Here is a 12,631-nt window from a genome sequence, read left to right as displayed (position 1 = left end):
CCCGCACCGGAGTGCGGGGCCCTTCCCTCAACGGCGTCGCGTGCGACGTCAGTCGGCGAGGCGCTCGCCCGTCGACGTCGAGAAGACGTGCAGCTCGTTCGGGCGCGGCACGACGTGCAGCGTGGCGCCCTTCTCCGGCACCGAGCGGCCGTTGACGCGGACGACGAGGTCCTTCAGGTCGCCGCCGACCTCGGCCGTGCCGTAGACGAAGCCGTCGGCGCCGAGCTCCTCGACGACGTTGACCGTCACCGCGAGGCCCGCGGGCGCGTCCGCGGCGTCCTTCGACAGGCTCGACACGGCCTCGCCGCCCTGCTCGACGATGTCGAAGTGCTCGGGGCGCACGCCGACCGTGACCGTCGTGTCGCCCTTGTCCTTCGCGGCGCCCAGCGCCTCGCGGGAGACCGGCACGACGCTGTTGCCGAACTTGACGCCGCCGTCCGTGATCGGGACCTCGACCAGGTTCATCGCCGGCGAGCCGATGAAGCCCGCGACGAACAGGTTCGCCGGGCGGTCGTACATGTTGCGCGGGCTGTCGACCTGCTGCAGCAGACCGTCCTTGAGGACCGCGACGCGGTCGCCCATCGTCATGGCCTCGACCTGGTCGTGCGTGACGTACACGGTGGTGATGCCGAGGCGGCGCTGCAGCGAGGCGATCTGCGTACGGGTGGAGACGCGGAGCTTGGCGTCGAGGTTCGACAGCGGCTCGTCCATGAGGAACACCTGCGGCTCGCGCACGATCGCGCGGCCCATCGCCACACGCTGGCGCTGACCGCCGGAGAGCGCCTTCGGCTTGCGGTCCAGGTACTCGGTCAGGTCGAGGATCTTCGCGGCCTCCTCGACCTTCGCGCGGATCTCCGCCTTGTTGACGCCGGCGATCTTCAGGGCGAAGCCCATGTTGTCCGCGACGGTCATGTGCGGGTACAGCGCGTAGTTCTGGAACACCATCGCGATGTCCCGGTCCTTCGGCGGCAGGTGCGTGACGTCGCGGTCGCCGATCCGGATCGCACCGCCGTTGACGTCCTCGAGCCCCGCGAGCATGCGCAGCGAGGTGGACTTGCCGCAGCCGGAGGGGCCGACGAGGACGAGGAACTCGCCGTCCGCGACCTCGAGGTCCAGCTGGTCGACGGCGGGCTTCGTCGACCCGGGGTACACACGGGTCGCCTTGTCGAACGTGACAGATGCCATGGTGGTGCGCTCCTTCTACCGGCAGGAACGTGCCGGACGATCCGAGTGGAAGGTGAAGTGGTGTAGGCCACCTGGGTGAACCTGCCGTGACCGTACCCGCCGCTCACCCGGTCTGTCAGCACTCCTGGACCCCCCAAAATCCCGATCCTCGTCACACCCCCCTGCGGTTAGACTGCTCCGGCACGCCTCCTTAGCTCAGCTGGCCAGAGCAACGCACTTGTAATGCGTAGGTCGTCGGTTCGAATCCGACAGGGGGCTCGGTGGAGCCAGGTCGCGGATGTCGTGGCCTGGCTCTTTTCGTGCCCGCGCTCAGGGCGCGAGGGGGCCGAGGGGTGTCGCGCCCAGCCGGCGGGCCACGATGCGGGCGGCCTGGAGGACGGCCGGATCGCTCAGCGCCGACGGGCGCAGGACGACGTCCGCGCCGGCGGGGGTGACCAGGGACGGGGAGAAGGCGATGACCGCCCAGGTCGCGTCGTCCGACACCTCCGTCACCGACCAGGTGCTGGTCAGGGGCGCGAGCAGCCCCGATCCCCGCCACCGGTAGACGGTGCCCGGCCGCGGGAGGCGGGTGTCCGTGCCGCGGATGCGGCGCGGAGCGCCGCGCCGGGTGCGGTAGGCCACCTCGTCCCGCATGCGGCCCGCACCGTCCGGCGCGTCGGGCAGGGGCGTGTAGGTGAACGTCGCCTCGGTGCGCCGCCCGCCGGTCCACATCGGGAACGTCGAGGCGACGATGCGCCAGGCGCCGGCGAGGTCGCGGGGGGAGAGGTCGGGGGCGGTCATCGGGGGAGTGTAGGCGGGGTCGGTCAGGGTCGCATGCCGTTGGTGCCTGGGCGCCGGGGTGGGTCAGTGGCGGCCGGAGATACGGTCGGCGAGGGTGGCGAGGGGGTGGGTGGTGGTGGTCTCGCGGCGGTCGGCCTCGCGGTAGGCGGCGTACAGGGCCTGGACGCCGAGCCAGCGGAAGGGCTCGGGCTCCCAGCGGCGGACGCGGTGGCCGACCCAGGGGAGCGTGGTGAGCGGGGTGGGGCCGGACTCGCCGGAGTCGAGCCGGACCAGGTCGGCGAGGGTGCGGCCCGCGAGGTTCGCGGTGGCGACGCCGGAGCCGACGTAGCCGCCGGCCCAGCCGAGGCCGGTGGCGCGGTCGAGGGTGACGGTGGCGCACCAGTCGCGCGGGACGCCGAGGACGCCGGACCAGGCGTGGGTGACCGGGGTGTCGGCGAGGGCGGGGAAGAAGCGCACGAGCAGGTCGCGCAGGGCGGTGACGGTGGCGGCCTGCGTGCGGCCGTCGTGGTCGGTGCGCGAGCCGTAGCGGTACGGCTTGCCGCGGCCGCCGAGGGCGATCCGGCCGTCGGCGGCGCGCTGGGCGTACATGTACGCGTGCGCCATGTCGCCGAGCGTCTCGCGGCCGTCCCAGCCGATCGCGTCCCACTGGGCGTCGCTGAGCGGCGCGGTGACGACCATGGAGGAGTTCATCGGCAGCCAGGTGCGCTTCTCGCCCTCCAGGTTCGCGGTGAAGCCCTCGGTGCAACGCAGCACATAAGGGGCGCGGACGGTGCCGTAGGGGGTCGTGGCGTGCCGTGCGCCGATCGCGGTGACGGGGGTGTGCTCGTGGATCGTCACGCCGAGCCTCTCGACGGCGGCGGCGAGCCCGCGGACGAGCTTGACGGGGTGCAGGCGCGCGCCGTGCGGGGTCCAGGAGGAGCCGAGCGCGCCGTCGACGCGGATGCGGGCGGCCGTCTCGCGGACGCCGTACAGCTCGCGGTCCTTCTCGCCGTGGGCGAGTTCGTGCGCGTGGAACGCCTTGAGGCGGGTGAGCTGGGCGGGGGTGCGGGCGACCTCCAGGACGCCGCCCCGGTGCAGGTCGGCGTCGACGCCCTCCTCGGCGCAGACGCGGGCGACCTCGGCGACGGTGTCGTTCATCGCCTGCTGGAGGGCGACGGCGGCGTCGTGGCCGTGCAGCTTGGCGTACCGGTCGCGGCCCGCGATGCCGTTGTAGAGCCAGCCGCCGTTGCGACCGGAGGCCCCGTAACCGCAGAACCTGCCCTCCAGGACGGTGACGTTCAGCGACGGGGCGGCCTTCTTGAGGTAGAACGCCGTCCACAGGCCGGTGTACCCGCCGCCGACGACGCAGACGTCCGCGGTCGTGTCCCCGGGGAGCGGTGCGCGGGGCTCGGGCGCGCCCTGGTCGCCGTGCCAGAACGATATGCCGCCGTTGGTGACCGTGCTCATGGTGCTCGTCCTTCCGCCGCTGCTCGGCCCCGTGCGGGGACGGTACCAAGGGATTCGTTATCCGCTTCCGCCGTCCGCTGCGCGATCCCTACGATGACGGCGTGATCGAGATCCCGGCCCGGTTCGCGGCCTCGCAGCGGGGGTTCGGCGGACAGGCGTTCCTGGACGCGCTGCCGGAGCGGATCGAGACGTTCCTGGCGCGGTGGCGGCTGTCGGTCGACGGCCCGGCGATGCACGGTGTGGCGGCGCTCGTGCTGCCGGTGCGGCGGGCGGACGGGGCGCCGGCCGTGCTCAAGCTGCAGGCGGTGGACGGCGAGACGGAGGGCGAGCCGGCCGCGCTGCGGGCGTGGGGCGGCGACGGCGCCGTCCGGCTGCTCGACCACGACGCGGCCACCGGGACGATGCTCCTGGAACGCCTCTCCCCGCGCGATCTGAACGGGGTCCAGGACGTCGTCGCCGGGACGAGGGTCGTCGGCGAGCTGCTCGTGCGGCTGAACGCCGTCCCCGCGCCTTCGGGGATGCGGTCGCTGGGCGGGATCGCCGCGCGGATGCTGGAGGGCGTGCCGCGGGCGGTGCGGGCCCTGGCGGACGAGCGCGAGCGGCGGCTGGTCGAGGACTGCGCGGCGGCCGTCCGCGAGGTCGCCGGTGAGCCGGGCGACCGGCTGCTGCACTGGGACCTGCACTTCGAGAACGTGCTCACGCGCGGGGACGGCCCCGGCGCCGCGTGGGTCGCGATCGACCCCAAGCCGCTCCGCGGCGACCCGGGGTACGAGCTGATGCCCGCCCTGCGCAACCGCATCGGGGAGGGGCGGCTGCGGGAGCGTTTCGACGTGCTGGTCGACGTCCTGGGGCTCGACCGGGAGCGGGCCAGGGCGTGGACCCTGGGGCGCGTCCTGGAGAGCTCCCTGTGGGCGGTGGCGGCGGGCGACCGGCTGCCGGGGGAGTGCGTGGAGATCGGGGCGGTGCTGCGCGGGCGGTAAACGCGGGGGCGTGGTGCGCGGGTAAGGGGCGGTGTCCGGGAGGGGCGACCCTTACCGGGCGTGCGGCCGGCACCGGTAAGGGGCGATGCCCTGGGGGCCCGCCCCTTACCGTCCCGCCCGGCCGCCCACCGCCCGGCCGCCCACCGCCCGCGCGCACCACCGAGGCCGGCGGGCGTCCTATCCTGCGGGGATGATTCGAGAAGCCACCGTCGAGGACGTCCCCGAGATCCACGCGATGATCCGCGAACTCGCCGTCTACGAGAAGGCCGAGGACGAGGCGCGCGCCACCCCGGAGCAGCTGCGCGAGGCGCTCTTCGGCGAGCGCCCCGCCGCGTACGCGTACCTCGCGGTGACCGACGAGGGGGAGACGGCCGGCTTCTGCCTCTGGTTCCTGAACTTCTCCACCTGGCGCGGGGTGCACGGCATCTACCTGGAGGACCTCTACGTCCGCCCGGAGCTGCGCGGCGGCGGGTACGGCAAGGCACTGCTGAAGCAGCTGGCGACGGTGTGCGTCGAGCGGGGGTACGAGCGCCTGGAGTGGGCCGTCCTGAACTGGAACGAGCCGTCGATCGGCTTCTACAAGGCGCTCGGCGCGCGCCCGCAGGACGAGTGGACGGTGTACCGGCTGACGGACGACGCGCTCACGGCACTGGGCTCCTAGAGCGCGTTCCGCGGCGCACGCCCGCGCGGGCGTGCGTCACGGCTCCAGGACGACCTTGCCGACCGTCGCCCGCGTCTCCAGGTCGCGGTGCGCCTCCGCCGCCTGTGCGAGGGGGTAGTGCTGGACGGCGGGCCGCAGCACGCCGGAGGCGGCGGCATCGAGTGCGCGGGTCTCCAGTACGCGCAGGTCGCCGCCGGCCTTCCGGAGCATCGGCGGTCCCAGCACGATCGTCGAGGTGATGCCCCGCGCGGAGAGCTCCTCCTCGGTGAACGTCAGCGGGCCGCCGTCGCGCAGCCCCTCGCCCGACCAGCCGAAGACGAGGTGCAGGCCGCCCGGGCCGAGCAGATCGACGGCCGCGCGGCCGACGCCGCCGCCGACGGAGTCGAAGACGACGTCCGCGCGGCGCTCGCCGAGGAACGCGCGCACCCCGCGTGACCAGTCGTCGCGCCGGTAGTCGACCGCGAGGTCCGCGCCGTTCGCACGGACCCGGCCGGTCTTCCCGGGGCCGCCCGCGAGGCCGACGACGGTCGCCCCGGCGTGCTTGAGGTGCTGCACGAGGAGCGTGCCGATCCCGCCGGCCGCCGCGGGCACGATCGCGACCGTCCCCGGTCCGGCGTCGGCGAACTGCAGGATGCCCAGGGCGGTGCGGCCGGTGCCGACCATGGCGACGGCCTCCGCCGCGCCGAGCCGGTCGGGCAGCGCGTGCAGCCTCCCGGCGTCCACGACGGCGTACTCGGCGTAGCCGCCGGCGAGCGGGGGCGCGCCCGGGGCGGGCATCCCGAAGTGGGCGACGACCCGGCGGCCGAGCCAGGACGGATCGGTGCCCGCGCCGAGGGCGTCGACCGTTCCCGCCACCTCCCGGCCGGGGACCGTCGGCAGCGGCGGGGCGGGGAACGGGCCGGGCAGGCCCTCGCGGAGCGCGGTGTCGACGAGGTGGACGCCGGCCGCGGCGACGGCGATCCGGACCTGTCCCGGGGCGGGGCGCGGGGTCGGCACGCGCTCGTGGACGAGGTTCTCGGCCGGCCCGTGGGCGTGCAGGCGGATCGCGTACATGGTGGACGGCTCGCCGGCGGCCGTCGGCGGTGTGCTGGGCATGAGGGGTCCCCCCGGGGTCGTGGTGTGCGGTCCGGGCGGGACCGCCCCGTGGGGACCAGCCTCGTACCTCGACCGCGCTTGAGGTCAAGCGGCGGTCCGGGCCGCGAGGGCGCGCTCCGCGGCCAGCCTCCCGGCGCGGACACCGCTGGCGAAGGACACCTCGCTGAGGACCCCCGGTGCGGCGACCTGGTCGCCCGCCAGGAACACGCCGTCGCCGCGGTCGACGGCGGGCCGGTCGCGCCAGGTGGTGCCGGGCAGGTCGAGCGCCCCCGTACGGCCGTCGCTCAGCGCCTCCGCGCGGTGGGTGGTGCGCTCGCGCCAGCCGGGGAAGCCGAGGTCCAGGAGGCGCTCCGCGCGGGCGACGCCGTCGGCCTTGGACTCGTGCGGGGCGATCGGGACCTGTCCTTGGAGGAGTGATGCGCCGCGCGGGGCGAGGGCGGGGTCCTGGGCGGTGAAGCGCTCGATCCAGCCGGGCGCGTCCAGGTCGGAGACGGCGAAGAGATCCCCCCGCTCGGCGCGCAGGCCGAGGTCGAGCAGGACGGTGCGGCCGGATACACCCGTCAGGGAGGCGTCCCCGAGGAGCCGTGCGGCGGCGGGCAGGGCGGTCGCGACGACGACGGGTCCCTCGTCGACGGGCAGCGGGTCCACCCGGCTGCCGGTCTCGATCCGCACCCCGAGACGCCGCGCGTACGCGGCCATCCGCTCGGCGAGGGGCCCCCAGCCGCCGACCGGGTAGCGCGCCTCCGGGGGGACGGCGGCGGCACGCCGCAGCCGCTCCTGGACGAACGCGGCCGACAGGGCGCCCGGATCGTGGTGGAACAGGGCGACGGCGGCGAAGTGGGCGGCGGCGCGGGCGTTCGCGGGACCGACGAGCCCGCTCGCCCAGGTGTGGAAGTCCTGGTCGACCGGGGCGCGCTCCGCGCGGCGCACGACGAGCCGCAGAAGACCCGGCGGGGGCGTGCGGCGAAGGGAGCCCTTCCGGTGGAACCGCAGCCGGGCCCCCTCCTTGAGGGGCAGCACGGCGATCGGCTCCAGCAGACCGCGCTCCTTGAGCCAGGCGAAGTGCGGGCCCTTCCTGTAGAGCGCGTGCGGGCCGTCGTTCGTCCGGTACGGGACCTGCGCCGTCCGGGCGCGCCCGCCGACGGTCCGGTGGGCCTCGTGGACGACGACCGGCGCACCCCGTTCGGCGGCGGTGACCGCGGCGGCCAGTCCGGCCAGGCCGGCGCCGACGACGGTGACGTGGGGCGTGCTGCTCATGGGAGGGGCTCCGTTCTCGCGGGGGTCTCCCTCACGGGACAGGGCGGCGGGCCCGGGCGTGACAGGGGTCGAGGGGCGTTGTCAGTGGCGTGGGTCACCATGGGGTGCATGGTCACGAGGAGCACGAGGACGCGGGTCGCGGCGGCGCGGCAGCCTGCGGTGCTGTTGCCGGAGCTGCTGCCGTTCGAGGGAGGGGGACTGGAGCCGGACGGGGACTACGACGGCGTGGGCTTCGAGGGACTCGATCTCGCCGGGCAGGACGGGGCGGGCGCGCGGTTCCTGGACTGCGGGGTGCGGGACTGCGCGGTGGGCGAGGCGCGGCTGACCCGGGCGCGCTTCATCGACTCGGTGCTGAGCGGGCTCACCGGGGTGGGGACGGACCTGGCGCAGGCGTCGCTGCGGGACGTGGAGGTCCTGGAGCCCCGGCTCGGCGGGACCCAGTTGCACGGGGCGGAGCTGGAGCGGGTCCTCGTCCGCGGCGGGAAGATCGACTACCTGAACCTGCGCGAGGCGCGCCTGCGGGACGTCGTCTTCGACGGGGTCGTGCTCAACGAACCGGACTTCGGCGGGGCGCGGTTGGAGCGCGTCGACTTCCGCGGCTGCGTCCTCGCGGGGGTCGACCTCACGGGCGCGGTCCTCAGGGACGTCGACCTGCGGGGCGTCGCCCGCCTGGAGATCGCCCGGGGCGCCGACCGCCTCGCCGGCGCGGTCATCAGCGCCGCCCAGCTGATCGAGCTGGCGCCGGTGTTCGCGGCGCAGATCGGGGTGCGGGTGGAGGACTAGGGGGCGCGTTCCCCGACGCCCGGACGCTCCGACGCCGGCTGCTCAGACGCGGGGGAAGCGGGCCTGGAGGGTCCAGACGACGGGGTTGTCCGCGAGCCCCTCGTGGAGGTCGCACAGATCGGCGACGACGTCCTGGAGGAAGTCCCGCGCCTCCCGCCGCAGCAGGCGGTGGCTGAACGTCAGCGGGGGCTCCTCGGCCGGCATCCAGTCGGCCTCGACGTCCACGAGGCCGAACCGGCGCTCGAAGAGCATGCGGTCGGGGGACTCGGTGAAGTCCAGCTCCGCGTACTGGGGGCGCGCGGCGCGGCTCCCGCGCGGGTCCCGGTCGAGCTGCTCGACGATGTCGCACAGCGCCCACGCGAAGTCGAGCACCGGCACCCATCCCCAGGCTGTGGACAGCTCCCGGTCCGCCTTCGTGTCCGCGAGGTACACGTCCCCGCAGAACAGGTCGTGCCGCAGCGACCGGGTGTCCGCGCGGGCGTAGTCCGTCTGCGGGGGATCGGGGAAGCGGCGGGAGAGGGAGTAGCCGATGTCGAGCACGTAGCGATGGTCCCACGGGGGCGGACCGGGGGGCCGCGCCGCAGGCCGCTACCGCGGCAGCACCGCGATCCCCAGCGGCCTGCTGCCCGCCTCCACCCGCCGGGTGCCGCCCGACTCCAGGTCGACGACGGTGACGCCGTCCCAGTACCCGTCCCGTGTGAAGCCCCCGCCGACGTACGCGGTGCCGCCGTCGAGGGAGACCGCGACGGACTCGTGCGGGCCCTCCAGCGGGATGACGCGCTCGTCGCCGGAGGGGGCGCGGACGGTGAGGGAGGGGCCCCTGTCCTCGGACGGGTCGATCGGGCCGGTGCCGACGACGTAGAGGGTGCCGTCGGGGGTCGCGGTGACGCCGTGCTGGTGGGTGTCCGCCGTCATCCGCTCGACGGAGACGTCGCCGGAGTCCGGGTCGAGGACGGCCAGCCGCTCGCCCTCGAAGGGCAGCAGCAGGCGCCCGTCGGACGGGCGGACGGCGGCGTAGTGCGGCTTGAGCCACGAGCCGAGGCCGCCCTCGGTGCCGTACGGCGCGACCTCGAAGGTGCGCGGCCGCATGGTGCGGGTGTCGACGGCGGTGACGGAGAACGAGTCGTGGTCGGTGGTGTAGACGGTGCGGCCGTCGGGTGAGACGTCGACGTCGAACGGCCGTCTGCCGACCGGCGCGGTGTCGACGACGTCGTACGCCTCCGTGTCGACGACTTCGAGCGTCCCCCGCCCGCCGGGCACGTTGACGCCGACGTAGACGTGTCCGCCGTCGTCGGAGAGCGCGATGCCCATGCCGCCGCCGCGGTACTCGCCGGTCGTCACCGGGCCCGTGTCGGTGGTGTAGGGGATCAGCGCGAGACGCTCGCGCTTGTCGGTGTCGACGACGGCGACGCCCTGAGCGGTGGCCACCCAGGCGCGCCCGTCGGACCCGACCACGAGTCCGTAGGGCGCGGTGCCGACGCGGACCGAGCCGGTGGCGCCGCGGTCGGGGTCGACGAAGGTGACGGTGTCGGCGCCGAAATCGGCCACCAGGAGGGTGCCGGCGCGGTCGCCGACCGCGGCCTCACGGGACGCCGACGCCTTGGGGGACTCCCCGGAGGCCCTCCCCGACGTCGCGGTCCGCTCGGGCGCCGCGGTGTCGGGGCCGGGGTCCGGGGAGCAGCCCGTAAGGACGGCCAGCAGGCCGAGGGCGGCGAGGAGCGGACGTCGTATGGCGGGCACGGGGTCTCCTGGGGTGTGCGGACGGCCCGGGGGTGGGGCCCCGGGCCGCTGCGTTCGGGTACGGGTGGTCAGCGGGCGAGCGCCGCGACACCCGCCTGGGCGAACTTCTCGTCCTGGTCGCCGCTCGGTGCGCCGGCGACGCCGATGCCGGCGATCGGGGCGCCCTTGGCCTTGACCGGCGCACCGCCGGCCAGGAACAGGGTGCCGGGGATGTCCTTCAGGTTCGGGGCCTGCTCCAGGCGCTTGGCCAGCTCGGAGGTCGGCGCGTTCCATGACACGGCGGTGAACGCCTTCTTCTCGGCCGACGCGTAGGACTGCGGGCCCGCGCCGTCGCCGCGCAGGGTGACGACGGTGTTGCCGTTGCGGTCGACGACGGCGACGGAGACGCGCTGGCCGTCCTTCTTCGCGGCGTCCAGGGTGGCCTGCGCGGCCTTGGTCGCGGCGGCGACGGTCAGGTGCGTCGACTCCTGCAGGTTGCGGTTGGCCGCGTCCGCGGAGACGGCCGCCGGGGCGGACGGGGCGGCGGTCGCGGAGACCGCGCCGAACGTGCCGGCCGCCAGCGCGCCGGCGGCGACGCCGCCGACCAGGACGCGGGTGCGGAGGGACGTCTTCTTGGTGTTCGCGTGCTTCATGACGGTCTCCATCGGGGGATCGCGGGGTGGACGGGTCTGCGCGGGGTTCACGGGGGCGGGGTTCCCGCCGTTCCTTCCGCTGCTGTCGATCCTGGGCCCGGAGTCGGTCCCCGCCCGTCGCCGCGACGGTCGACAGCCGGGTCAGCCGATCGGTTGATGCGAGGGCGGGTCCTTGGGGCGACGATGGCGGCATGAGCCGTACGACCAGCAGCGACGCCCCCGACCGGGCCGACGCCGACCGGGACGTCCGGGCCCCCGCGCGGGACCCCGACGCCCGCTGGCTCGCCGCCGTCCTGCACACCGCGTTCTTCCTGCTGCTGGGCGCGTCCCTCGCCCGCTTCCTCCTGCGCCACCCCGGCGAGGCGCGCACCCCGTGGGTGGTCGGCCTGAGCATCGCCCTCGCGGTGCTCTACGCGGTCGGGCCGCGGCTGCGGCGGCCGCTGGTGGTGCTCGGCGCGACCGTCGCGGTGTGGATGGTGCTCGTGGTGCTCGCGCCGAGCTTCGCCTGGTGCGCGGTGCCGCTGTTCTACACCGGGCTGCGCCTGCTGCCGATGCGGGGGGCGCTCGCCCTGATCGGGCTGCTCACCGCGTTCGTGGTCGCCGCCCAGCTGCGGCTCGCCGACGGCTTCGACCCGAACCTGCTCCTCGCCCCGCCGGCCGTCGCCGCGCTCGCCACCGCCGTCTTCGTGCACATGGAGCGGCAGGCGGAGCGGCTCGCCGCCACCGAGCGCCGGGAGGGCACGCTCGCGGAGCGCGAGCGGCTGTCGATGGAGATCCACGACACGCTCGCCCAGGGCCTGTCCAGCCAGCAGATGCTCCTCCAGGCCGCCGACCGGCTCTGGGACGCCGACGGGGCCGCCGCGCGGGGCCACGTCCGCACCGCCGCGTCGATCGCCGAGCGCAACCTCGCCGAGGCGAGGCGCTTCGTCCACGACCTCGCCCCCTCCGACCTCGCCGACGGCGGCGGCCTGGACGCCGCCCTGGCGGCGCTCGCCGCACGCGAGACGACCCTCAGCGTGCGCTGCCACGTCGACGGCACCCCGCTGCCCCTGCCCGACCGCGTGCAGTCCGCGCTGCTGCGCATCGCCCAGGGGGCGCTGGCCAACGTGCGCGAGCACGCCGGCGCCCGCACCGCCGCGCTGACGCTGAGCTACCTCGGCGACCAGGTCGTCCTCGACGTCGCCGACGACGGCCGCGGCTTCGACCCGCTCGACGCGGTCGCCGGCCCCGCCGCCGACCCTGCGGGCGTGCGGGGGCACGGGCTGCCCGCGATGCGCGCCCGGGTGCGGCAGCTCGGCGGCAGCCTCACCCTGGAGTCCGCGCCGGGCGAGGGCACGGTGCTCTCGGCCGCCATCCCCCTGGAGACGACACCGTGACCGACAGCCCCGCAGGCCCCGGGCCCACCGCCACCCCTGAGGGCGCCCCCGTGCGCGTGCTGCTCTGCGACGACCACGCCGTCGTCCGCGCGGGCCTGCTCGCACTGCTCGGCAGCGAGCCGCGGATCGAGATCGCGGGCGAGGCGGGCAGCGGCGAGGAGGCCGTCGCGGCGGCCGCGAAGCTGCGCCCCGACGTCGTCCTGATGGACCTTCAGCTCGGCCCCGGCATCGACGGCGTGGAGGCCACCCGCCGGATCGCCGCGACCGGCGTGCACGTCCTCGTCCTGACCACGTACGACACCGACGCCGACATCACCCGCGCCATCGACGCGGGCGCCACCGGTTACCTTCTCAAGGCCGAGCGCCCCGAGGAGCTGTTCACGGCGATCCACGCCGCCGCCCAGGGCCGTACGACGCTCTCCGCGCCCGTCGCCAGCCGTGTCATGGACCGGATGCGCAGGCCCCGTCCCACCCTCACCGACCGGGAGCGCGACATCCTCGCGCAGCTCTCCCAGGGGCTCGGCAACCGGGACATCGCCCGCGCGCTGTTCATCAGCGAGGCGACCGTCAAGACGCACCTGGGGCGCATCTACGACAAGCTCGGCGTCGACACCCGGGCGGGGGCGGTGGCGGTGGCGAAGGAGCAGCGGCTGCTGTCGTGAGGGGACGCCCGAGGGGGCCGGACCCGTGCGGGTC

General features: G+C 75.3%; 13 protein-coding genes and 1 tRNA gene. 6 read left to right on the top strand and 8 right to left on the bottom strand.

Annotation, left to right across the window (positions count from 1 at the left end):
- Nucleotides 1-48: 48 nt before the first annotated feature.
- Entirely contained in the window at nt 49-1,185 is a 1,137-nt protein-coding gene (locus ACFWEG_RS24955) for an ABC transporter ATP-binding protein (RefSeq protein ID WP_387219204.1), read from the bottom strand.
- Nucleotides 1,186-1,369: 184 nt separating this feature from the next.
- Between ACFWEG_RS24955 and ACFWEG_RS24950 the strand changes: the two genes are divergently transcribed.
- A tRNA-Thr gene (locus ACFWEG_RS24950) sits at nt 1,370-1,443 on the top strand.
- A gap of 51 nt (nt 1,444-1,494) precedes the next feature.
- Here the strand turns inward: ACFWEG_RS24950 and ACFWEG_RS24945 are convergent.
- Together ACFWEG_RS24945 and ACFWEG_RS24940 are read right to left on the bottom strand one after the other, a co-directional pair.
- Nucleotides 1,495-1,965, bottom strand: a complete 471-nt coding sequence (locus tag ACFWEG_RS24945; RefSeq protein ID WP_387219201.1) for a hypothetical protein — start codon at nt 1,963-1,965, stop codon at nt 1,495-1,497.
- A gap of 63 nt (nt 1,966-2,028) precedes the next feature.
- A complete protein-coding gene (locus tag ACFWEG_RS24940; protein WP_387219199.1) occupies nt 2,029-3,411 on the bottom strand; it encodes an NAD(P)/FAD-dependent oxidoreductase in 1,383 nt (460 codons plus the stop codon).
- A gap of 101 nt (nt 3,412-3,512) precedes the next feature.
- Between ACFWEG_RS24940 and ACFWEG_RS24935 the strand changes: the two genes are divergently transcribed.
- A complete protein-coding gene (locus ACFWEG_RS24935; RefSeq protein ID WP_387219197.1) occupies nt 3,513-4,391 on the top strand; it encodes an aminoglycoside phosphotransferase family protein in 879 nt (292 codons plus the stop codon).
- 190 nt (nt 4,392-4,581) lie between these two features.
- Nucleotides 4,582-5,052, top strand: coding sequence for a GNAT family N-acetyltransferase (locus ACFWEG_RS24930; RefSeq protein WP_387219194.1), 471 nt, complete (start codon nt 4,582-4,584; stop codon nt 5,050-5,052).
- Between the two features lie 36 nt (nt 5,053-5,088).
- Here ACFWEG_RS24930 and ACFWEG_RS24925 read toward each other — a convergent pair whose 3' ends face one another.
- Both ACFWEG_RS24925 and ACFWEG_RS24920 read right to left on the bottom strand, forming a co-directional pair.
- Entirely contained in the window at nt 5,089-6,105 is a 1,017-nt protein-coding gene (locus ACFWEG_RS24925) for a zinc-binding dehydrogenase (protein WP_387219209.1), read from the bottom strand.
- 126 nt (nt 6,106-6,231) lie between these two features.
- On the bottom strand, nt 6,232-7,404 hold the full coding sequence (locus ACFWEG_RS24920) for an NAD(P)-binding protein (protein ID WP_387219192.1): 1,173 nt from the start codon (nt 7,402-7,404) through the stop codon (nt 6,232-6,234).
- A 108-nt stretch (nt 7,405-7,512) separates the two neighbouring features.
- Between ACFWEG_RS24920 and ACFWEG_RS24915 the strand changes: the two genes are divergently transcribed.
- The gene (locus ACFWEG_RS24915; RefSeq protein ID WP_387219189.1) at nt 7,513-8,187 is read left to right on the top strand and encodes a pentapeptide repeat-containing protein; all 675 of its coding nucleotides are present in this window, start codon (nt 7,513-7,515) and stop codon (nt 8,185-8,187) included.
- A gap of 42 nt (nt 8,188-8,229) precedes the next feature.
- Here ACFWEG_RS24915 and ACFWEG_RS24910 read toward each other — a convergent pair whose 3' ends face one another.
- The 3 genes from ACFWEG_RS24910 to ACFWEG_RS24900 form a co-directional block, all read right to left on the bottom strand.
- Nucleotides 8,230-8,727, bottom strand: a complete 498-nt coding sequence (locus ACFWEG_RS24910) for a hypothetical protein (RefSeq protein WP_387219186.1) — start codon at nt 8,725-8,727, stop codon at nt 8,230-8,232.
- Between the two features lie 48 nt (nt 8,728-8,775).
- A complete protein-coding gene (locus ACFWEG_RS24905) occupies nt 8,776-9,918 on the bottom strand; it encodes a YncE family protein (protein WP_387219207.1) in 1,143 nt (380 codons plus the stop codon).
- Nucleotides 9,919-9,995: 77 nt separating this feature from the next.
- Entirely contained in the window at nt 9,996-10,559 is a 564-nt protein-coding gene (locus ACFWEG_RS24900; protein WP_387219183.1) for a heme-binding protein, read from the bottom strand.
- Nucleotides 10,560-10,750: 191 nt separating this feature from the next.
- Here ACFWEG_RS24900 and ACFWEG_RS24895 point away from each other — a divergent pair, with 191 nt between their 5' ends.
- On the top strand, nt 10,751-11,935 hold the full coding sequence (locus ACFWEG_RS24895) for a sensor histidine kinase (RefSeq protein WP_387219181.1): 1,185 nt from the start codon (nt 10,751-10,753) through the stop codon (nt 11,933-11,935).
- Complete coding sequence (locus ACFWEG_RS24890) at nt 11,932-12,597, top strand: response regulator (RefSeq protein WP_387219179.1); 666 nt, start codon at nt 11,932-11,934, stop codon at nt 12,595-12,597. Before ACFWEG_RS24895 ends, ACFWEG_RS24890 begins: the two co-directional genes overlap by 4 nt.
- Nucleotides 12,598-12,631: the final 34 nt, after the last annotated feature.

Origin of the sequence: Streptomyces sp. NPDC060194, assembly GCF_042728285.1 — a bacterium.
Lineage (GTDB): Bacteria > Actinomycetota > Actinomycetes > Streptomycetales > Streptomycetaceae > Streptomyces.
This window is presented reverse-complemented; position numbering and strand designations above follow the sequence as displayed.